Source organism: Streptomyces sp. NPDC001027, from assembly GCF_040299045.1.
Classification (GTDB): Bacteria; Actinomycetota; Actinomycetes; order Streptomycetales; family Streptomycetaceae; genus Streptomyces.
The window spans coordinates 39,646-58,928 of sequence record NZ_JBEPBI010000015.1 but is presented as its reverse complement, the minus strand read 5'-3'; the positions used below and the strand labels follow the sequence as shown (position 1 = coordinate 58,928).

Sequence of the window (19,283 nt, the reverse complement as noted above, 5' to 3'; positions counted from 1 at the left end):
CGATACGGACCCTGGACCGATGGCACCGGACCGGTGCAGCCGCTTACGGTCATGCACATGCACCCTCGGAACGTGTGGCAGGCCATGTCACGGCCCGGCTTCCTGCTGTCGGCCTGGCCCTGGCGCTCCGCCGCGTATCTGTTCACCGGCGCGGTGACCGGAGTCGCCACCTTGGTGGGGATCGTGACGGTGGCAGCGGTCTGCGGTGCGCTCGCCATCGTCTTGGTGGGGCTGCCCCTGCTCGTCGTCGTCGCCCTCAGCGGGATCCCGGTGGCCTGGGTGGAGCGGCGAAGGCTGCGCCTGATCGACCGCAACCCGGTGTCCGGCCGGCGCCGGGCGCCGACCGCGCCGGGACTGTGGGCCTGGCTGACCACCCGGCTGCGCGAACAGGGGACCTGGCGGGAGCTCGGGTACGCGCTCCTGTTCGCCGGGCTGCTGTGGCCGGTGGACGCCCTGGCGATCACCGTCGCCCTGCTCGTCCCGCTGTCCACGGTCGCCACCCCGCTGCTGATGGCCACGGTCGGCGACGGCCACGAGGCGAAGGTGCTCAAGCAGTGGACGGTCACCACATGGCCGACCGCTTTCGGGGTCGCCGTACTGGGCCTGCTCCTGATGGGCCTGGGCGCATACGTGCTCGGTGCCACGGCAGGCGCCCGCTCAGAGCTGGCCCGGCTGCTGATCGCCTCCCGCGAGGGCGAGCTCGGCGCCAGGGTCGTCGAACTGGCCCGCTCCCGCGCCCGGTTGGTGGATGCCTTCGAGGCCGAGCGGCGCCGTATCGAGCGTGATCTGCACGACGGCGCCCAACAGCGCCTCGTGGCCCTGACGATGGCCCTCGGTCTGGCCCGCCTCGACGCCCCGCCCGGCCCGCTCGCCGACCAGCTCACCAGGGCCCACGAAGAGGCGGGCAAGGCGCTCGCGGAACTGCGCGAGCTGATTCAGGGCATCTACCCCAAGGTCCTCACGGACTACGGCCTTCACGCAGCGGTCGCCGACGCCGCCGACCGTTGCGCGGTCCCCGTCCACATCGACCTCGAACTGCCCGGCCGACCAACCGAGGCGGTCGAGTCCGCGGCGTACTTCGTGGTCTGCGAGGCGCTGGCCAACGTCGCCAAGCACAGCGGGGCCGACCGCGCACAGGTGAGCGGCGGTCATCGCGACGGACGCCTGTTCCTCGAAGTGCGCGACGACGGCTGCGGCGGCGCGGACCCCTCGGCGGGCAGCGGCCTCACCGGTCTCGCGGACCGGGTTTCGGTCCTGGATGGCAGACTTGCCCTGACCAGTCCGCCGGGTGGGCCGACACTGTTGCGTGTGGAGTTTCCTTGCGAGTTGACCGAGGCGGCCGACCGCTTCGCGTAGTGCTGGCCGAAGACAGCGTGCTGCTGCGGGAAGGACTCATCGGTCTGCTCAGCCGCTGCGGCCACGAAGTGGTGTCGGCCGTCGGGAACGCGCAGGCACTGATGTCCGCAGTCGAGGAACATGCCCCCGACATCGTGGTGACGGACGTACGCATGCCGCCCGGGTTCCAAGACGAAGGGCTGCACGCGGCAGTGCGGCTGCGCGAGAAGCGCCCCACACTCCCGGTCCTGGTCCTCAGTCAGTACGTACAGCGGACGTACGCCGCCGAACTCCTGGACTCCGGCGACGGAACAGGCGTCGGCTATCTGCTCAAGGACCGAGTCGGACAGATTGAGGAGTTCGTGGAAGCGCTGCACAAGGTGGCGGACGGCGGGACGGTGGTCGACCCCGAGGTGGTGCGCCAGTTGCTGCGCCGCCGCCGCGATCCGCTGGAGCAGCTCACCCCGCGCGAACGCGAGGTACTGGCACTGATCGCCGAAGGCAGATCCAACGGCGCGATCGCCAAGGAGCTGGTGGTCTCCGAAGCGGCGGTCGGCAAGCACATCGGCAACATCCTCACCAAGCTGGACCTGCCTCCGACGGACAAGACCCACCGCAGGGTCCTGGCCGTCCTCACTTACCTGCGGGCATGACCCACCGAGGGCGCCGAGCCGCCATGCCTTGAGGACTCGGAGCCCGCCCCGAAGTACCGCTTCTGCAGCTGGTCACTGACCGACTGCGCACAAGGGTGCGGAAATTCTGTGCACACGGTTTCCGCATCGGACGGTGCTCGTTAGGCACGGCGTCAGAATTTCCCCTGGTGACCTGCCGTTCCGAGCCGCAGAGTCGCCGATGAAAGGAATCCGATGAAGTCCCTGAAGGCTGCCGTCGTCGTCGCCGGATCCGTGGTGCTCGCCGGTGTCGCCGCGCCCGCGTTCGCCGCCCCCGCCGACCTCACGCCCACCAGCCTCAACGGCGCCGTGGACACCCTCGCCAGGGGGCCGATCGACGTGGAGGACGCGCTGCCCCTGCAGCACCAGTCGGACGCGCTCGACACCGAGAACAAGGACTCCGTCCTCCACACCGTGAACAGCGCCGCCGAGGCCCTCAACACCCACAACCCGCTCCTCGGCGGGCTGCCGCTGCTGGGCTGAGACGCCCCCGTCGCAGGGCCGGTCCCGTCGCCGACGGCACCGGCCCTGCGCGCTGTTCGAGACCGGTCGAGCGGCGCGTCCCTCGTTCGTGTGGAGCAGCGCACCTGCGTCCCCCGGTCGGGTGAGAACGCGCCCGGACGCCCTCCGGCACGCCGATAAGGTCGCGCGGTGACCTCAACCCCCAGCGCAACCCGGCCCTTTCGCGTGACCGACCTGGGCACCCTCGTCGTGATGCCGTGGAGCGGCGAGGCTCCCGACGGCAGCGACATGCCCTACCTCCTCGCGTACTCCCTCGGCGACACCGCGGAGGGCCCCGAGGGGACCGCCCTCGCCGTCGCGCGGCTGCTCGGCGACAACGGCATGCCCGTCGGCGGCGTCGTCGACGGCGCCGAGCGGCCCAGCCTGCCGTTCACCCTGCTGGTCGAGTCCGGCACGGCCGTCCTGAACATGCCCGGCCTCAACGCCCAGTGCCGGCCGCCGGCGGAGTGGCTCGCGGCCGTCGAGCAGCGCGGCTACGCCTACCTCGTCCTGACCTGCCGCGCCTGGCCCGAGGCCACCCCCGGACAGCCCGTCACGCCCGAGGCGCTGGCCGCGTTCGCGGGCGCCGAAGAGACCCTGACGGCGGCGGCGCACATCGTCCTGCCCGCCCGCCGCCTGCGCGGCTGATGAGGCCGCCGCAGCCTGCGGTCGTCGGCGGCAGCCGCGCGTTCGCCCTGCTGCTGGTCCTGGCCGGCGCGGCCGGGCTGCTGGCGTCCTGGGTCATCACCCTCGACGAGTTCAAGCTGCTGGAGGACCCCGGATTCACTCCGGGGTGCAGCCTGAACCCGGTCGTCTCCTGCGGCAGCGTCATGCAGAGCGACCAGGCCTCGGTGTTCGGGTTCCCCAATCCGATGCTCGGCCTCGTGGCCTACGGCATGGTCGTGTGCGTCGGCATGAGCCTGCTCGCCCGGGCCGCCTTCCCGCGCTGGTACTGGCTGACCTTCACCGCCGGCTGTCTGTTCGGGGTGGGGTTCGTGTCCTGGCTGCAGTTCGAGTCGCTGTACCGGATCAACGCGCTGTGTCTGTGGTGCTGCCTGGCGTGGATCGCCACGATTCTCGCGTTCTGGTACGCCGTCTCGTTCGACGTGCGGCACGGACTTCTGCCCGCTCCGGCCGGCGTGCGCACGTTCTTCGCCGAATTCACCTGGGTGCTGCCGCTGTTGCACATCGGGGCGATCGGGATGCTGATCCTGACCCGGTGGTGGAGTTTCTGGACCGGCTGACCGGCGCGGCGGTAGCACTATTACGGCAGCCGGGGGAATTGTGAACTGATGCCGTTTTCCGGCTCGTTACCCGGTACGGACACAAGGCCTCCCCGCTCACCCGTCGAAAGGGACCATACCCGAGATGAAGTCGACCACCCGAGGAACCCTCGCCGCAGTGATCACCTGTGTGGCCGCCGCCGCAGGCGCCGCCGTCTCCGCGACCCCGGCCGCCGCGATCGGCACGGTGCCCGTCCCGGTTCCGCTGGACGGCGTCGAGAAGTCCCTCAACGTGGAACTGCCCACGGTCGGCGGCGAGCTCCCCCTGCCGACGCCGGGCGCGCCCGAGGGCCCGCGCTTCGTCGAGGGCCGGCTCATCCCGGACCGGGTCGTCCCCCAGCTGCCCGTCGCCGCCGGACTGCCGGGCCTCGGCCTGCGCGCGCCCCTGCCGGAGGTCCTCGGCGCCGACTTCAACCACCTCGGCCTCGACGCCCCCGCCTCCGACCTGCGCACCCAGGGGCCGGGCCTGGCGCTGGACGCCCCGCTCACCGCGCCCAACCCCGACCGCTTCGGTCTGCCGGACCTCCAGACGCCCCAGGTCGGTGTGATCACCCCCGTGCTGCAGGCCGTCCCCGGCGCGGACCTCGGCCTGAGCGAGGGGCTGTAGAGGCCGCTGCCGCGAACCCGTGAGGAACTCCTGAGGCACCTTGACGAACCGCTGAGGAATCAGCTGACGAACCGCCACGACCACGGGCCCGGACGCCTCGTCCCGGGCCCGTCGCCGTGTCCGGGCTCCCCGCCGCGGCAGCCGATCGAGGGCCGGGCGGTGACCAGTCGGCCCACCGGACGGTTACCCCCACGAAGGAAGCCGCCGGACCACGGGGGCGAGCGAACCGGGACGAGGAGAACACCATGGCCGTCAGCGCCGACTCAGTACCCCTGGCCGCGCCGGCGGCGGGTCCGGCAAGACCGGTCACCACGCGCCCCACACGGCGGCGCGACCTGCTGCGCGGTCTGCTCGGCGCGTCCGCCGCCCTCGCGATGGTCCCGGTCGTCGCCGCCACCCGGCCGCGCGGCCCGGCGGACGACGGTTCCGCGGACACCTCGTTCGACGAGACCTACCGGGGGCGGCGCATCCGGGGGCTCCTCACCACGGCCGGGACCGCCGGCGCGGGCCACGCCCAGTGGACGGTCACGGTCGACGGCCGCCCACTGCACCTCATGCGCCGCGCCGACGGCACCTGGCTGAGCATGGTCGACCACTACCGCTCGTACGCCACCCCGCTGGAGGCGGCCCGGGCCGCCGTCGACGAACTCGGCCCCGGACAGCGGCTCCGCGAGGCGGGCCCGGCACACCACGACGACACGCACATGGGGGGACACCATGGCCTACATCCGTAAGGACGTCAGCACGCTCACCGCCGCCGAACGGCGGCGCTTCGTGAACGCGCTGCTCGAGATCAAACGAAAGGGGGAGTACGACGAGTTCGTGCGCATGCACATCGACCACTACGTCGCGGACGGCGAAGGCGGCCTGCGCAGCGCCCACATGGCGCCGTCCTTCCTGCCCTGGCACCGCAGGTTCCTGCTCGACCTGGAGGAGGCGCTGCGCCGGGTCGACTCCTCCGTGACGGTGCCCTACTGGGACTGGACGCGCCGGCGCACCGCGACCGGCACGCCCTGGACGGCGGACCTGCTGGGCGGCAACGGACGGCGCTCCGACCACCGGGTGACCACCGGGCCGTTCGCCTACGCCACCGGCGACTGGACCCTCAAGGAGAACGTCACCGACGGGAAGTTCCTCACCCGGGACCTCGGCCGGGCCACCGCCCCGATCGACCTGCCCACCGCCGCCGACGTGGAGTGGGCGCTGAAGGACCCGGTCTACGACGTCTCGCCCTACGACTCGACCCTCACCCGCGGCTTCCGCAACAAGCTGGAGGGCTGGGGGACCGGTTCGGGCAGCGCCGCCTGGCGCAACCACAACCGGGTGCACCGCTGGGTGGGCGGGGTCATGCTGGGCGGCGCGTCCGTCAACGACCCCGTCTTCTGGCTGCACCACGCCTTCATCGACCTGCTGTGGACCCGCTGGCAGAGCCGCCACCGCGAGCACCGCTATCTGCCGGCCGAACCGCCGGGGCCGGCCGACGGCCAGTACCGGCGGGTCGTCGCCCGCCGGGAGAAGCTGCCGCCGTGGGACGTGACGCCGGATCAGCTGGAGGACGTGTCCCGGATCTACCGGTACGCCTGACGGGTACGCCCGACCGGTACACCCGAACGCCTGACGGGCAGGCCCGGCCCGGTGCGCCCGACCCCGGCACGGGTCGCCGGCTGCCGGGGGCGGCAGGGGATGTCGGGACGACAAGGGGAGAGCCCCGGCGCTCGAGGTGCCGGGGCTCTCCTGGTGGTGCGAACGGTGCGTACCGCAAGTACGACCGGGGTGTACGCGGGGGGCGTACGAGCGACTGCTCAGCCGCCGTAACCGCCGCCGCCGTGGTGCTTGTCGCCGCCGTGCTTGCCGTGGTCGCCGCCGACGTTGGCGCAGGTGTTGCCGAAGGCCGGGTTCAGCAGGCCGATGACGCTGATGGTGTTGCCGCAGACGTTGACCGGGATGTTGACCGGAACCTGGACGACGTTGCCCGACACGACACCCGGCGAGCCCACGGCCGCGCCCTGCGCACCCGCGTCCGCCATGGCCAGGCCGGCTCCGCTGACCACCACGGCGCTGGTGCCGAGGGCAACAGCGGCGACCTTCGCGATGCGAGACATCACGTTCTCCTTAAGTGATTCGGTACGTGCGGCAGCAGGGGGCGCCGTCGCACGCCCCGTTCAACGCCGCCGCCCCCGACCGGTCACGGGGCGTCTGTACGGATCACCCTTTTTGAACAGGCAGTAGTACAGACGGGTGGCTAGTCCCCGTCACGGCGCCGCGAGACAGGCCGCGACGAAGTCGGCCAGGGTGGCGATGGACTGCAGACTGTCCAGGCTCAGGTCCAGCGCGGCCACGTCGACGCCGTAACGCCGGTCGATCGCGCCCAGCAGGGCGACGCCGGCCAACGAGGTGAGCCCGATGCGCGGACCGAACAGGTCGGCGTCCGCGGGGAGTTCCGCGACGAAGGTCTCGTCCAGTCGGGCGGCCTCGGCGATCATCGAACGGATCTCCCGTTCCACCGCGTCCCGGTCCGGGGTGTCGCTCACGCCTCGATGTCCTCTCGGTCGGATACGTGCAGCCATGCGGGCGGCTCGGGCAGGTCGCCGTGCAGGGACCTGCCGAGGACCGCGGCGCCTGCGCCCGCCGCGCCTGCGCCCGCGGCGGTGGCGGTGGCGGCGGTGTCGTCCGTGCGGCGCAGACCTGCCTGGCGCAGCAGGATGCGCATCTCGAGGTTGGCGTCCGTCGGGCGCAGCGTCACCCTGAACTCCTCGGCGCCGGCCGTGCGGGAGCGCTCCATCAGCCGGAACAGGAAGGCCGCCGCCGCACCCCGTCCGGCCACCCGGCAGGACAGGGCCAGCAACGGCACCGACCGGACGGCGGGAGCGGTGCCGTCGACGAGCGCGGCGCCGATGACGCCGTAGTCGCCGAAGCGGTCCGTCATGGCGGCCGTGAACAGGTCGTGTCCTGCCGAGCCGACCAGCTCGCGCAGCCGCTCGGGGGTCAGACCGGAGGAGTTCAGCCGGTGCGTGCGTGCGGCGAGCTCCAGCGCGCGCGGGATCTCCTCGGGCGTGGCGGCGCCCACCGTGAGACGCATGCCGCACCAGCGCAGGAACTCCTCGCGGGTGCCCTCGAAGCGCTCGGCCTCGGCCCGGCGGGTCTCCTCGGTGCGGTAGCGGTGCACGCGCGCGCGTGCCTCGGGGGTCTGCTCCCGGTCCTCGAACGCGGCCAGCAGCGCGGGGACCTCCGCGGGGTCGAGGGTGCGCACGCCCGGCAGCAGGGCCTCGACCTCGGCGCGTTCGTAGGGCGAGTCGTCGACCAGGAGCAGGGCCTCCACGGCTATGCCGAGGTCCTTCGCGATCGCGCGCAGCGACTCGCTCTTGTCCTGCCAGGAGACCTGCGGCGCGAGGAAGCGCGCCCGCAGGTCGGGCACGCCGTCCAGGCGGCCGAGCACCGAGGGCGCGCTGCGGCTGGCGATGCTGCTCAGCACGCCGCGGGCCGCCAGTGCGTCGATCGCGGCGAGCATCCGGGCGCGGGGCGCTGGCAGCGCGTCGGTGGCCGACTCGACGGCGATCTCGTCCCAGAGCGTGCCGTCGAGGTCCCAGACGACGCACTTGACCCGGTCGGGGTCGAAGCCCTCCGTGCCGCTCACCGCACGCCGTCCTGCTCCGGCAGGAACAGCTTCATCGCCAGGCTGGTGGGGTCGAAGCCGAACTTGCGGTAGACGGTGCGCATCGGGACGTTGCCCACGTGCACCCGGCCGACGACCTCGGTGATGCCGTTCGCCAGACAGAACTCCAGGCCTGCCGTGAGCAGGAGTTCCGCGACGTCGCTGCGGTTGTCGACGGGGGACGCCGCGAGGGAGCGGAAGTTGGCGTAGCGGTCGCCGGTCATCGCGTTCTGGTTGATGCTCACCCAGCACCAGCCGACGGGCTCACCGCCCGGCGCATGGGCGACGATCATGCCCTCCTTCGACTTCTCCATGGCGCGGCCGAGCCGGGCCGCCCACCGCTCGGGGTCGTCGATGGCGTCCTCGCCGAAGGAGACCCGGGCGATCTCGGCCTCGAACCGTCCGATGGCCGGCAGGTCGCGCTCGTCGGCCTGGCGGGTGACGTACGGCTGCGCCCGCGCGGCGAGAGCGGCCCGTTCGTCGTCGGCCGGGGGACGCCAGCCGTGGACGCGTCCGGGGGCGGGGGCGGGCGTGGGGGCGGTTGCGGGCGTGGGGGCGGGCGCCGGAGCAGGGGCGGAGGCGGGTGCGGTTGCGGGCGTCGGGGCCGCGGCGGGGGTCGGCGCGGGGGCCGCGTCCTGTGGGGCCGAGGGCGCGGCTTCCTCCGCCGGGACCAGCCGGCCGGGGCGGAAGGGGCCCTTGCCGCAGTTCGGGCAGCCGTCGGCGCGCAGGGCGGCCACCGACGTCCAGCGGGCGCCGGGACCGACTCGGATCCGGGTGTCGCACGCCGCGCAGGTGTACTCGCGCTGCCGGGTCCGCTTGTCGCCCGTGTAGAGCGGGCCGCTGAACTCGCCCAGGTGGGAGGGGGCGGTCGAGGTGGTCGTCAGGAGGTGCTGGAAGAAGCCGACGCCGCCGAGGATGCCGCTGCCCTCGTACTCGTTGAAGTTGCGGATGTAGCCGTTGGTGACCAGGCCGAGGGCCATGATCTCCCGCTGCACCTCGAGCATCTCGTCCGGGCTCTTGCCGCCGAAGGAGAAGAAGACGCTGTGCGCCGGACCGGGCCGCAGACCCTCCACGGCGCGCGAGAGGAAGAGCCGGGCGCCCTCGGCGGTGTACGGCGGGTCGGTCATGGCCACGTCGTGCCGGGCGTGCAGCGCGGCGGGCAGCGGCAGCCGCAGGTCGTGCCGGACCGTCTCCACGCGTGTGCCGAGACCGGCCGCCGTCTTCTGGATGTGGTCGAGGATGTCCTGGGAGATGTCCACGACGGTGACCCGCTCGACGATCGGGCCGCCGAGCACGTCTCCCACCACGGCGACGGCGAGCGAGATCAGGTCGTCGTCGCCGATCAGCAGGAGCGAGCCGCCCGGCAGCGCGCCGGCCGTGAGCAGCGCGAGCACCCGCCGGACCTTGGTCTCGGCCGTGCAGTGCGACTGGTCGATCGCCATGTCGGCGGCGGGACCCGACTCCATCAGCGCGCGCAGCCGCCGCACGGCCTCGTCCAGCACGTCGGGGATGACCAGCTCGCGTCCGTCGCAGGTGCGGCAGGTGGCGTCGAGGACGAGGTCCATGCCGAGCCGGGCGACGAGCTCCTGACCGGCCTCGGTCAGCCGCGAGGGGCGCTGCGTGGTGACGAGGCCGCGCCGACGCAGCTCGTTGCCCAGTGCGGCGACGATAGGGACGGGCAGCCCGGTGGCCCGGCTGAGGTCCTTGGTGGAGGCGGGGGCCAGCCGGCGCAGGGCGCGCAGGACGGACCGCACTCCCGGCGGACCCTCCTGGAGCCGGACGGCGTCCGCGACTTCCGTGAGCACGGATTCGGCGGTGCTGCTCCCAGGGTGCCGACGCGCGTTGGTCACAATGCTGCTCCAGGCAAGCTGAACGGTGGATTGCGGGACCATCCAGTATACGGGCTGGTAGTCGGCCGAAGGGACCCACTCCCATACTGCGGAAACAGCGGGAAAGCGCGATGCGAAAGGGGAAGTCGAGGAATGTCCCTTGAGGTGTTTCGGAAGCGGTGTTGAAGCGTTTCCGGAGAGATGTCGGAAGATTCTCGGAAAGAATTTCACAACGGCTTGCACAGCGGCATCGGCGGCGATTCCCGTAGCGGCTTCCGTAACCGCTTCTGCAACAGCTTCACGAGGACTTCCGAAACAGTTTCGGAACGGTTTCCGCAAAAGTTTCCGCAGCGGTCCGGAAGGAGCGTCGCCGCAATGCCCCGAGTGACCCCGTACCCCCTTGACACGGGGCGCGCGCGAGCCGTAGGGCGTCCCGGATGCTACGCTGGGGGCCACCGAGCGCCTATGTGAAAGGAGACGGGGGGAAGCTGTTCGTCACCCCCGGTTCCCCATGACCAACTCCGCCAGCCTCGCCACCGAGGGTATAAACGTCGACGATCTGTGCTCTTATGCGGTCGACGTATGGGTGAGCGATCACAGCATCCTGACCGATGAGGAGCGCCTCCTCAAGGTGCTGCGCACGGCCGCCGAAAAGGGAAACGCCACGGTTCTCGGTGAGGCGTCGCACGTTTTCCCGAACGGCGCCGTCACCGCTATTCTGCTGCTTTCCGCATCGCATCTGAGCATTCACACCTGGCCTGAGTTCAGTCTGGCCAACGTCGATCTCCTGGCTTACGGCCGGCTGAACGGCGAGCGGATGATGCAGAGCGTCGAACTCGGCCTCTCGCCGACGCGGATCAACGTCACGCGCATGCTGCGCGCCGTGCACTGACCCGTCCCTTTCTCACCGGCACAGGCACAGGCGCCGGCACAGGCGCCGGGCCCGTGGTCTCCGTGCAGGTCGCGTGGGCGCGCCTCGGCGACGCCCACGCCGGTCTGCTGGCGCTCCTCGACCCCGTGGAGCGCGGCCGCCACGACGAGACCGTTCCCCCGGCCGACCGGGCCCGCTTCCTCGTCGGCTGCGCCCTGAGCCGCCTGCTCCTGGGCGAACTGCTCGATCTGCCCCCGGCCCGCGTGCCGTTGCGGCGAGTGTGTCCCCGCTGCGGCGGACCGCACGGAAAGGTCCGGCTGGACATGCCGGACGCCGCCGCGCGATACGACTTCTCCGTGACCCACAGCGGCGCGGTCATCGGCGTGGCGGTCTCCCCGGACGCGGCCGTGGGCCTCGACGTCGAGGACGTCGAGGCGCCCCTCGACGTCGAGGGCGCCGCACGGACCGCGCTGTCCGAGGCCGAGCTCGCCGCCCTGCACGCCCTGTCTCCCGCCGAACGCCGCCCGGCCTTCCTGCGCGTCTGGACCAGGAAGGAAGCCGTGCTGAAGGCCCTCGGCGTGGGCCTGCGGATGCCGTTGCGCGGACTGGAGGTCTCGTCGGCCGCAGCGCCCCCGGCCGTGCTCGTCTGGCCGCCCCCGTCGGCCGTCCCTCCCGCATCGCACCCGGCCGACCCGCGCATGGCGGATCTGCGACCGTCCGACCTGCGCATGGCGGATCTGCTGGTCGACGGCGTACACCCGGCGACCGTGGCGGCGGTGCCGACGGCGGCCGCAGGTGCGACACCGGTGAGGGGGGCCGGGCCGCGCGGCACGGTGAGCGGGCCGGGAGGGGCGGTGCGGGTCGTCCTGCGCGACGGCTCGGCCCTGCTCGCGGTCCACGGCCGCTGAGCGGCCGTCCCACAGCCGGGCTCCGCGCCTCACGCGCGTCCGCCGCCGCCGATTCGTCGGCGTTCAGGAGCCGGGGAGAGGCCGCATGCGGTGCACGACCTCATGCGGGATTCCTGGTCCGTCGCGGTGTCGGTACGAGGCCGGAGTTCGCCGGATCGGCGTTCCGGGCGGCGACCGAGGAGCCGCCCACCGGGAACTGCTCCACGTACTGCGGCTTGAGCCGGGGCGGCCAGCACTGCGGCATGAAGATGTTCAGCGTGTAGGCGCGCGCCACGAGAGCGGAGCGGTTGCGTGCCTTCAGTTTCCGCATCATCACGCTGATGTGGTACTCGACGCCGTGGCTGCTCAAGTCGAGCCGAGACGCCAGTTGCTGTGTGGACAGGCCGGCCGCCACCCCTTCCAGGATCCGGGCGGGCACGGTCGTCAACGCGGCGGGCGCCGACACCGTGCTCTGAGGGGTGCTGCCCGCGCCGTCCAGAACGAGCAGGACGACGGTGGTGCAGTCCGCCCAGTCGATGTCCAGGGCGATGCCCGTGACCATGCAGTCGGCGTATTCGCCGTCGGCGCCGATTAACTCCAGGGGAACGCTGAAATCACGGTGTCTGTCCACGAGAAGCCGAGCGAAGTGTTCCCGCAGGCTCTCCCAGGAGGCCGGATGGAAGCAGCGGGACAGGGAATCCCCTCTCGCCTCCGCCGGGGTGAGGTCGAGTTGCCGGCAGAACGCGTCGTTGGCCGCCACGATACGGAGCCCGGAGTCGCGGTCGACTGTGCCCAGAGCCGTGGCGGTCGCCGACGAGGCATTCGGCGCCATGTCTGAGCGCAGTTCTGGGAGTTCGTCGACAGTGGTGACGGTTTCGGGGTGGGGCCGAGGTGACGGGGACAAAGCGGTACCTCTTTCGGGGGGTGGCCGGAAGCGACCCGGTGCGCTGCATTCGGTCGTGACCATGAGAGGCGGCCCCGTGGATGGACGCCCTTGTCTCTTCCGCCTAGGTCGAACGGTGACGCGGAACGCTGCAGATGATCGGCCTGAGCGCTCTGAACGCATGAGGCATGAGAAGTGCTGAACGTGGGGGAAGCCGGTGGTTCCCTGTCAGTTTGCCTTGCAGCAGCGGTAGTTGGTCAAGGGTGTCCTGCCCCTGTGTGCAGAGACACGTTCGGATGGCATGCCGGCCTGCGGCGGGGGCCGCCTCCTTTGAAAGGCTTGGACCAATTACGGGGGGAACCCGCGAGTAACACCGAAGTTCATGCGGGAGCGGCGGGAGAACGGCACTCGGTGCCTTCTCGTGAAGCGGTGCTCCGTTTTGGGTGGTTTGGGGGTCCGGGACTAAGGATTCTCGTAGTCGACCGCAGATACTTGAGGGTTGTAGAGTCCGGGTGTTCTTCCGGAGAGGCGGTCGTTTCACGACCTCACGCGAAAGTGCGTGCTTCTGTCGATATTCCCTCCCGAGGAGACGTGCTGGACCTTTGCATGCCTCTGGACGGCGAATCAGGAGAATGCACGGTGAAAGTCGCGAGTTCCATCGAGCGTATTGCCGTCGGCGACGCCTTCGTCGATGTCGCAGAGTTGCCGATGCCGTCGGAAGACCGGAAACGGTGAAAGCCGCTTCACGGGAACCGGTCGTGGAGTGCGTCGCGAAATCCCCGGCGTGACCCGTCTCTCGCGTAATCCCTCTCGAAAGGAACGCAGTTGACTGACCTAGTGACCTTCGACGTCCCGGAGACCGTCACCGGGACGCCGGAAGACATCCGGCTCGGACAGCGGATGATCGAAGCCTGGCAGCGGGACGGCATCTTCCAGGTCGCCATGCGGCCCGCGCAGGAAGCCGTCGTCGCCGACGCCTACGCGGCGAGCAAGAGGTTCTTCGCGTTACCCCTCGCCGACAAGTCCCGGCACGTCAGCGACCTCACCTACAGCGGCTACGTCGCCTCCGGCGAGGAGGTGACGGACGGCGTCCAGGACGGATCGGAGATCTTCACCGTCACCAAGGACGTGCCGCTGGACGACACCAGGGTCGCCGAGAGCTGGCCCTGTCACGGGCCCGTGCCCTGGCCCGACGAGCAGTACCGGCAGGCCGTCAACGCCTACATGGAGCAGTCCGGCCACCTCGGGCACAGGCTCCTCCAGCTCGCCGCGCTCGGACTCGGCCAGGACCTCGACGCGTTCACGCGATTGACCGACGACGGCTGGCACCACATGCGCGTGCTGCGTTTCCCGGCGGCGTCGGCCGCCAGTGACCGCGGCATCGGCGCCCACACCGACTACGGTCTGCTGGTCATCGCCACCCAGGACGAGGTCGGCCAGGCCCTGTACATACGGCCCCCGATCGAAGGCGAGCGCCGCAACCGCAACTGGCTGCCGGAGGAGAGCGCCGCCGGCGTGTACGAGGACGACGACGCGTGGACCTACGTGCGGCCTGTACCGCACACCTTCACCGTGTTCCCCGGCGATCTCTTCCAGTTCCTGACCGGCGGGACGCTGCTCTCCACCCCGCACAAGGTCAAACTGGCCGACGACGAACGGTACGCCTTCGCGTACTTCCACGAACCGAGCTTCCAGGCCGCCGCCCGACCGCTCGACAGCACGGACGACGCCGAGATTCTCCACTACGGGAGCCACTTCACCTCGATGTTCGTGCGCTGCTACCCGGATCGGGTCACGACACAGCGCATCCACGCCGAGGGCAGACTGGCCGTCCTGGACAAGCTCCGGGAAAAGGCTGCATCCCGCCCCTGACCCGTTCGACGCCGAGATTCTCGACACGCACTCGACGACCCCGCCCGCAAGAACCCGGTGACGGCCGGACAGCGCCTCGGACCTTCCCCGTGATCGTCGGGGGAGGGGCCGGGGCTCGGTCGTTCGCACGGTGACTTCGGCACGCATGCGGCGCAAGGGCGGCGGACGCGTGCCGGCTGAAGCCGCCCGCCCGGGGTATCCGCCTGAACATGCTTGCTCTGATCGCCTACCGCTCATACCACGGAGCAACGACCGTGTGGGCCTTCGTCGTTGCCATCCTCATCGCGCTGGTCGCCGGTTGGTACATCCGACACCGACGCTAGCCCCGCCTCCGTTCGCTTCAGATCGTCGCGCCGCTACGGAACGGTGAGTCAACCGGCCCGATGGTTGCCGTACTCCGCTGACTCGGAGCCGGACGTGGCTGATCTGAGACACCGGATCGGTCGATCGTCGCCGAGGCTGATGTGTGCCGATTGGCGTACGGCGGTGAGCACGAACAGAGCCATGGTGCCGTCGTCCCCCGGTAGGGGAGGATGCGGGAGGGGGCAACCATCGACGGCGCGACGGGGTGGGGATGAAGCAAGGTGATTCCGAGTCTGTGGTCGGCATCGAGAAGCCGACGGGCCAGGAGGCACGCGATGCCTGGGGCTCAGAGGCGTACTCGATCCTCGTAGGCGTAGCGCAGACGTACCACGCAGTGATCACTTACAAGGAGTTGGCGGAGGAGATCCAGAGCCGGACTGGCATCCGGACCAAGAGTCTCCTGCACAACTGGATCGGTCCGATCTTGGGCCGGGTGGTGCGCGAAGCCCACCGTCGCGGCGACCCACCACTGACGGCGCTGGTGGTTCATACGGACGACGGCAAGGTAGGCAGCGGCTACAAGGAAGTGCTGATAGTCGCTGGAGAGCCGTCGGTGGATGACGAACTGGAACGCGAGCGGCACGCGGCCGACGCCCGCCTTGACTGTTACCGCCGCTTCGAGGCGACCATGCCGCCTGGCGGTGGTGTGCCGGCCCTCGCCCCCAGACTGCAGGCCGCCGTCGATCGCCGGCGCGAGCGCACCGAAAAGCCCGTCCGGGTTTGCGAGCGCTGTTTCGTCCAACTGCCGTCGACAGGCATGTGCGATTCGTGCGGTTAGCCGGCGACGGCTTCGTCCCGATAGCGCACTGGAAGATCGTCTCTTCACGGGGAAGGGGGTTGGGTGGGGGTGGTGTGGGCGGCGACGTCGCCAGAATCGGGACTTTTTCATCCGGTTGAGAGATGTTCAGAGGTGGCGGATCTGGCAGACCGTTTCAACGAACTGCGTTCCCGCGGTCAGGGATATGTCGAGGTTCGTTCGCCGAGCAGGCAGTTCCCGGTACTGAGCCTGGCTTTCCGAGATGATCACGCGGTCGTCCATCTGATGAGCGGCACCGAGCGGATGTCTCTGCTGGCAGGAGACGGCAGCGTGTCCTCGGGTGCGGAGGTCGAAGTCCCGATCATGGATGACCTCACCGCCTTCACGGGCGACTTCGTTCTGGATGTCGACCGAGCGTGGGACGTGTTGCACAGCTTCACCCAGACGCGGGCGGCCGATTTTGTGGGTGAGTGGCGGGAGTTGGAGCTGAAAGCCCGTGACACAACATGATGGCTGCTTCTTCAGTCGCCTCCAGGAGATGAGGCCGCTGGCCATTGTGGCGAAGGCGAGTTCGACATCGGCCTCGACGGCAATCAGGCGGCGATCTGGTCCAGGAAGCGTCACCGCCGGATCCTGCTCGAAGCTGCGGGGATCCTCCCGAGGTGTCGGGGCTTGGTCGTCTTTCCTGCACGGGCCTGCCGTCCGCCAGGAACTCGTCCGGCGTACCGACGCACGGCCCGCCCCCCCCGCAGTGCCCCGCCGTGCCGCGATCTCCGCCGGTGTGGGCGCCTTGGCGTCCGGGCGGGGCCGCAAACGTGCCCGGCGTGGCACCATGCCCCCTTCAGCACACCGTTCATGGGGGACACATGCGCACCCGCGCCACCATCGCACTCGGCACCGCCCTGCTCGCCACCCTCGCCGCCTGCTCCTCGTCCGGCGACGACAAGGCAGACACCCCGAAGAGCAGCCCCACCGCGGCCGCCGAGACGGCGGCAGACGCCACCCCGGCGGCGCCCGGCGCCGCCGAACTCGAGCGCGTCGCGGACACGTACGTGAACCTCTACTTCGGAGGAGCCGGGGAGGCGGCGTACGCCTTCCTGTCGAAGCGCTGCCGCGCCAAGGCGGACCCGGCCACGTACGCGGCCACCGCGGACCGGGCGGCGAAGGGCTACGGGCCCGACCATCCGGCGACGGACGTGCACGCCACGGTTTCGGGGGACATGGGGCGCGTCTCGTACAAAGTGAAGGGCCTGCCCAAGTTCGACCAGCAGGGGCAGCCGTGGAAGGTCGAGGGCGGCGCCTGGAAGTACGACGCCTGCTGACCCCGCGCGCCACCCGGGGCCCGTCTACCGGCGTCGGCGGGCCCTTGTCGTGCCCGGCGGACTGCAACCCTCAAGATCGCGTCCCGCCCGACCCCGGCCGACGTCAGCCCGCCACGTCTTCGATTCCCCTACGGGGAGGCGGTTCACGACGACCGGCACACGCGCCTTACGCAGTGGCTCAATGACGGAATTCCAACCGCCCAGGTGGCCGACTGGGCCGGGGCTTGGAGGCCGCAGGGGATCTACCCGAGCTGCCCGACGTGGGCTGAGGGTCCGCGGTGAAAACGTCGACACGCATTCGACGGGGGCACTCGCGAGGACCCGGTGACAGGCGGACGTCGTCGGACCGCCCCCATGATCATCGAGGGAAGGGTCGGGACTTTGTCACGTCATCTTTAACGTGCTCTGAGCAGCAAAAATGCCCTCCCGGAGGAGGGCGGAGACTTGCGCCCCCGGCAGGACTCGAACCTGCGGCCAAGCGCTTAGAAGGCGCCTGCTCTATCCACTGAGCTACGGGGGCCGGTGTGGTGGCCTCGTACGTGCTGCCCGGGTGTGGGCTGATCCGTGACGTTGCCGGGGACAAGGATAGGGCTCCCGGTTCCTTGTCCTGGTTGCTTCGCCTCCGTGGCTCAATGTGGAGGTTCGGTGAAGCGGTCCTGATAATCGCAGGCAGGTGCGAATCGTGCACCGCTTTTGGCGTCCCTGGCCACGGGTGTTGTGCACTCGTTATGCCTGCGCAGTGCCTCTGCCCCACTCGCGCCTTCCGTCCCTTGTGTCCTATCGGCGCGCAGACATGCCTATATGCTTCATAAATCCCCTAAAATTGGGCATTCTTCGCGTGTGGTGACCTTGGACGTAAGGCCTCAGCTGCTCGACGCACTCTCCGCCCTGCGCGACCGTGTCGCCGCCGCACGCTTCCCGCTGCCCCTGACAGGGGCCCCGCGCGCGCGTGCCAACCGCGACGAACTGCTAGCCCAGCTCGACGACTACCTGGTGCCGCGGCTGCGGCAGCCCGACGCGCCGTTGCTGGCGGTGGTGGGCGGTTCCACCGGCGCCGGCAAGTCGACGCTCGTCAACTCCCTGGTGGGGCGGCGGGTCAGCGAGGCGGGCGTGTTGCGGCCGACGACACGGACCCCGGTGCTCGTGTGCCACCCGGAGGACCATCACTGGTTCAGCGGCATGCGGGTGCTGCCCGGCCTCGCCCGCGCGTGGGCCCCCCGTCGGGAGTCGGCGGACGATTCCCTCCTCACCGGTGAGAACGGCAGACCCGTGCTGCGGATCGAGACCGCCGACACGCTCCCGCCCGGTCTCGCTCTTCTCGACGCGCCCGACATCGACTCGCTCGTCGCCGACAACCGGGTACTCGCCGCCGAACTGATCTGCGCCGCCGACATCTGGGTGATGGTGACGACGTCCTCCCGCTACGCGGACGCCGTGCCCTGGCACCTGTTGCGCACCGCCAAGGAGTACGACGTCACCCTCGTGACCGTCCTCGACCGGGTGCCCCACCAGGTCGTCTCCGAGGTGTCCCGGCAGTACGGCGCGCTGCTCAGCAAGGCCGGTCTGGGCGACGTGCCGCGTTTCACCGTCCCAGAACTGCCCGAGTCCGCCTGGGGCGGCGGGCTTCTTCCCGCCACGGCCGTGGCGCAGCTGCGCGCCTGGCTCGTCCACCACGCCCAGGACCCTGCCGCCCGTAACCACGCCCTCGCCCGCACGGCCCACGGCGTCCTCGACTCCCTCAAGGCGAGGATGCCCGAACTGGCAGGCGCCGCCGCCGCGCAGCACGCGGCCGCGCTGCGGCTCACCTCGGCCGTCGAAGGGGCGTACGACAGCGAGTACACGCGCGTGCGGGGGCGTCTGCAGAGCGGCGCGGTCCTCGCCGGAGACGCGCTCAAGCGCTGGCGGGCCTTCCCCCTGGACTGCACCGCCGACGAACTCCTCGACGCCCTCGTGGAGAGCCTCGTCGCACTGCTGCTGTGCGCGGTGTCCGCCGCCGAGGATCGCGTCGACGAGGCCTGGCGTCGCGAACCGGGCTCCAGCGCCTCGGCGCTGATGGACCGTGACGCCTCGCAGGAGAGCGCCGAGCACCGCATCGGCCTCGCCGTTCGCCGGTGGCGGCGCGAGCTGGAGGAGTACGCCGAGGACGAGGTGCGGGGCCTGGAGCGGAGTGCCGCGCCCGACCCGGAGTCCGTCGCCGCTCTCGTCGCCACGGCGCTGCTGGGCGGCCGCAGGGCGCGTTCCGCGGGTGAGGGACTCGCCGAGCGGATCGGCGCGCACGGGGCGCTGCGGCTGCGCGACCGGGGCGGGCGGCTGCTCGCCGAACACCTCGACCGGATCATGCACGCCGAACGCGAACGCCGGCTCGCCCCCCTCGACGGACTCGAAGTCCACCCCGAACCCCAGGCCGAACTCATCGCCGCGCTGTCCGTACTGCAGAAGGAGAGGTGACC

Annotated in this window: 21 protein-coding genes and 1 tRNA gene; 16 read left to right on the top strand and 6 right to left on the bottom strand. The window is 70.7% G+C overall.

The window, feature by feature from the left end:
• Window positions 1-84 precede the first annotated feature (84 nt).
• From ABT300_RS07590 to ABT300_RS07555, 8 genes are all read left to right on the top strand, one after another.
• Window positions 85-1,356 (top strand): sensor histidine kinase, encoded by a 1,272-nt coding sequence (locus ABT300_RS07590; RefSeq protein ID WP_351673100.1) that lies wholly within the window; start codon window positions 85-87, stop codon window positions 1,354-1,356.
• A complete protein-coding gene (locus ABT300_RS07585) occupies window positions 1,356-1,988 on the top strand; it encodes a response regulator (protein ID WP_351673075.1) in 633 nt (210 codons plus the stop codon). The genes ABT300_RS07590 and ABT300_RS07585 overlap by 1 nt, the downstream gene beginning before the upstream one ends.
• A gap of 213 nt (window positions 1,989-2,201) precedes the next feature.
• A complete protein-coding gene (locus tag ABT300_RS07580; RefSeq protein ID WP_351673074.1) occupies window positions 2,202-2,489 on the top strand; it encodes a hypothetical protein in 288 nt (95 codons plus the stop codon).
• 168 nt (window positions 2,490-2,657) lie between these two features.
• Window positions 2,658-3,155, top strand: a complete 498-nt coding sequence (locus ABT300_RS07575) for a DUF5949 family protein (RefSeq protein WP_351673073.1) — start codon at window positions 2,658-2,660, stop codon at window positions 3,153-3,155.
• Window positions 3,155-3,751, top strand: a complete 597-nt coding sequence (locus ABT300_RS07570; RefSeq protein WP_351673072.1) for a vitamin K epoxide reductase family protein — start codon at window positions 3,155-3,157, stop codon at window positions 3,749-3,751. Before ABT300_RS07575 ends, ABT300_RS07570 begins: the two co-directional genes overlap by 1 nt.
• Window positions 3,752-3,875: 124 nt before the next feature.
• Window positions 3,876-4,397 (top strand): hypothetical protein, encoded by a 522-nt coding sequence (locus ABT300_RS07565; RefSeq protein WP_351673071.1) that lies wholly within the window; start codon window positions 3,876-3,878, stop codon window positions 4,395-4,397.
• Window positions 4,398-4,642: 245 nt separating this feature from the next.
• Window positions 4,643-5,131 (top strand): tyrosinase family oxidase copper chaperone, encoded by a 489-nt coding sequence (locus ABT300_RS07560; RefSeq protein ID WP_351673070.1) that lies wholly within the window; start codon window positions 4,643-4,645, stop codon window positions 5,129-5,131.
• The gene (locus tag ABT300_RS07555) at window positions 5,115-5,981 is read left to right on the top strand and encodes a tyrosinase family protein (protein WP_351673069.1); all 867 of its coding nucleotides are present in this window, start codon (window positions 5,115-5,117) and stop codon (window positions 5,979-5,981) included. Before ABT300_RS07560 ends, ABT300_RS07555 begins: the two co-directional genes overlap by 17 nt.
• Before the next feature lie 218 nt (window positions 5,982-6,199).
• On the opposite strand, the gene ABT300_RS07550 is transcribed toward ABT300_RS07555, so the two are convergent.
• The 4 genes from ABT300_RS07550 to ABT300_RS07535 form a co-directional block, all read right to left on the bottom strand.
• Window positions 6,200-6,499, bottom strand: a complete 300-nt coding sequence (locus ABT300_RS07550; protein ID WP_351673068.1) for a chaplin — start codon at window positions 6,497-6,499, stop codon at window positions 6,200-6,202.
• A 150-nt stretch (window positions 6,500-6,649) separates the two neighbouring features.
• A complete protein-coding gene (locus tag ABT300_RS07545; RefSeq protein ID WP_351673067.1) occupies window positions 6,650-6,928 on the bottom strand; it encodes an acyl carrier protein in 279 nt (92 codons plus the stop codon).
• Entirely contained in the window at window positions 6,925-8,031 is a 1,107-nt protein-coding gene (locus ABT300_RS07540; protein ID WP_351673066.1) for an HAD-IIIC family phosphatase, read from the bottom strand. Before ABT300_RS07540 ends, ABT300_RS07545 begins: the two co-directional genes overlap by 4 nt.
• Complete coding sequence (locus tag ABT300_RS07535) at window positions 8,028-9,854, bottom strand: GNAT family N-acetyltransferase (RefSeq protein WP_351673065.1); 1,827 nt, start codon at window positions 9,852-9,854, stop codon at window positions 8,028-8,030. Before ABT300_RS07535 ends, ABT300_RS07540 begins: the two co-directional genes overlap by 4 nt.
• Window positions 9,855-10,389: 535 nt before the next feature.
• On the opposite strand from ABT300_RS07535, the gene ABT300_RS07530 reads away from it, so the two are divergent.
• Together ABT300_RS07530 and ABT300_RS07525 are read left to right on the top strand one after the other, a co-directional pair.
• Entirely contained in the window at window positions 10,390-10,770 is a 381-nt protein-coding gene (locus ABT300_RS07530; protein ID WP_319172048.1) for an S-adenosylmethionine decarboxylase family protein, read from the top strand.
• A gap of 53 nt (window positions 10,771-10,823) precedes the next feature.
• Window positions 10,824-11,657, top strand: a complete 834-nt coding sequence (locus ABT300_RS07525) for a 4'-phosphopantetheinyl transferase family protein (RefSeq protein WP_351673064.1) — start codon at window positions 10,824-10,826, stop codon at window positions 11,655-11,657.
• Between the two features lie 100 nt (window positions 11,658-11,757).
• On the opposite strand, the gene ABT300_RS07520 is transcribed toward ABT300_RS07525, so the two are convergent.
• A complete protein-coding gene (locus tag ABT300_RS07520) occupies window positions 11,758-12,468 on the bottom strand; it encodes a helix-turn-helix transcriptional regulator (RefSeq protein WP_351673063.1) in 711 nt (236 codons plus the stop codon).
• Between the two features lie 657 nt (window positions 12,469-13,125).
• On the opposite strand from ABT300_RS07520, the gene ABT300_RS07515 reads away from it, so the two are divergent.
• From ABT300_RS07515 to ABT300_RS07495, 5 genes are all read left to right on the top strand, one after another.
• A complete protein-coding gene (locus tag ABT300_RS07515; protein WP_351673062.1) occupies window positions 13,126-13,254 on the top strand; it encodes a hypothetical protein in 129 nt (42 codons plus the stop codon).
• Between the two features lie 90 nt (window positions 13,255-13,344).
• Complete coding sequence (locus ABT300_RS07510) at window positions 13,345-14,391, top strand: 2-oxoglutarate and iron-dependent oxygenase domain-containing protein (protein ID WP_351673061.1); 1,047 nt, start codon at window positions 13,345-13,347, stop codon at window positions 14,389-14,391.
• Between the two features lie 598 nt (window positions 14,392-14,989).
• The gene (locus tag ABT300_RS07505; RefSeq protein WP_351673060.1) at window positions 14,990-15,532 is read left to right on the top strand and encodes a hypothetical protein; all 543 of its coding nucleotides are present in this window, start codon (window positions 14,990-14,992) and stop codon (window positions 15,530-15,532) included.
• A 132-nt stretch (window positions 15,533-15,664) separates the two neighbouring features.
• Window positions 15,665-16,021 (top strand): hypothetical protein, encoded by a 357-nt coding sequence (locus ABT300_RS07500; RefSeq protein WP_351673059.1) that lies wholly within the window; start codon window positions 15,665-15,667, stop codon window positions 16,019-16,021.
• 356 nt (window positions 16,022-16,377) lie between these two features.
• Window positions 16,378-16,833 (top strand): hypothetical protein, encoded by a 456-nt coding sequence (locus ABT300_RS07495; RefSeq protein ID WP_351673058.1) that lies wholly within the window; start codon window positions 16,378-16,380, stop codon window positions 16,831-16,833.
• Between the two features lie 447 nt (window positions 16,834-17,280).
• Here the strand turns inward: ABT300_RS07495 and ABT300_RS07490 are convergent.
• Window positions 17,281-17,353, bottom strand: a tRNA-Arg gene (locus tag ABT300_RS07490).
• 320 nt (window positions 17,354-17,673) lie between these two features.
• On the opposite strand from ABT300_RS07490, the gene ABT300_RS07485 reads away from it, so the two are divergent.
• Window positions 17,674-19,281 carry a dynamin family protein gene (locus ABT300_RS07485; protein ID WP_351673057.1) on the top strand — a complete coding sequence of 536 codons (1,608 nt, stop codon included), beginning with the start codon at window positions 17,674-17,676 and terminating at the stop codon, window positions 19,279-19,281.
• The last annotated feature ends 2 nt before the right edge of the window (window positions 19,282-19,283 follow it).

What these genes read in the sequence shown, in the direction of transcription:
- ABT300_RS07495 (WP_351673058.1), top strand. Translation starts at nt 16,378, where the DNA reads ATGCGCACCCGCGCCACCATCGCACTCGGCACCGCCCTGCTCGCCACC.
- ABT300_RS07560 (WP_351673070.1), top strand. Translation starts at nt 4,643, where the DNA reads ATGGCCGTCAGCGCCGACTCAGTACCCCTGGCCGCGCCGGCGGCGGGT.
- ABT300_RS07590 (WP_351673100.1), top strand. Translation starts at nt 85, where the DNA reads ATGTCACGGCCCGGCTTCCTGCTGTCGGCCTGGCCCTGGCGCTCCGCC.
- ABT300_RS07555 (WP_351673069.1), top strand. Translation starts at nt 5,115, where the DNA reads ATGGCCTACATCCGTAAGGACGTCAGCACGCTCACCGCCGCCGAACGG.
- ABT300_RS07565 (WP_351673071.1), top strand. Translation starts at nt 3,876, where the DNA reads ATGAAGTCGACCACCCGAGGAACCCTCGCCGCAGTGATCACCTGTGTG.
- ABT300_RS07520 (WP_351673063.1), bottom strand. Translation starts at nt 12,468, where the DNA reads ATGGCGCCGAATGCCTCGTCGGCGACCGCCACGGCTCTGGGCACAGTC.
- ABT300_RS07550 (WP_351673068.1), bottom strand. Translation starts at nt 6,499, where the DNA reads ATGTCTCGCATCGCGAAGGTCGCCGCTGTTGCCCTCGGCACCAGCGCC.
- ABT300_RS07570 (WP_351673072.1), top strand. Translation starts at nt 3,155, where the DNA reads ATGAGGCCGCCGCAGCCTGCGGTCGTCGGCGGCAGCCGCGCGTTCGCC.
- ABT300_RS07530 (WP_319172048.1), top strand. Translation starts at nt 10,390, where the DNA reads ATGACCAACTCCGCCAGCCTCGCCACCGAGGGTATAAACGTCGACGAT.
- ABT300_RS07580 (WP_351673074.1), top strand. Translation starts at nt 2,202, where the DNA reads ATGAAGTCCCTGAAGGCTGCCGTCGTCGTCGCCGGATCCGTGGTGCTC.
- ABT300_RS07515 (WP_351673062.1), top strand. Translation starts at nt 13,126, where the DNA reads ATGCCTCTGGACGGCGAATCAGGAGAATGCACGGTGAAAGTCGCGAGT.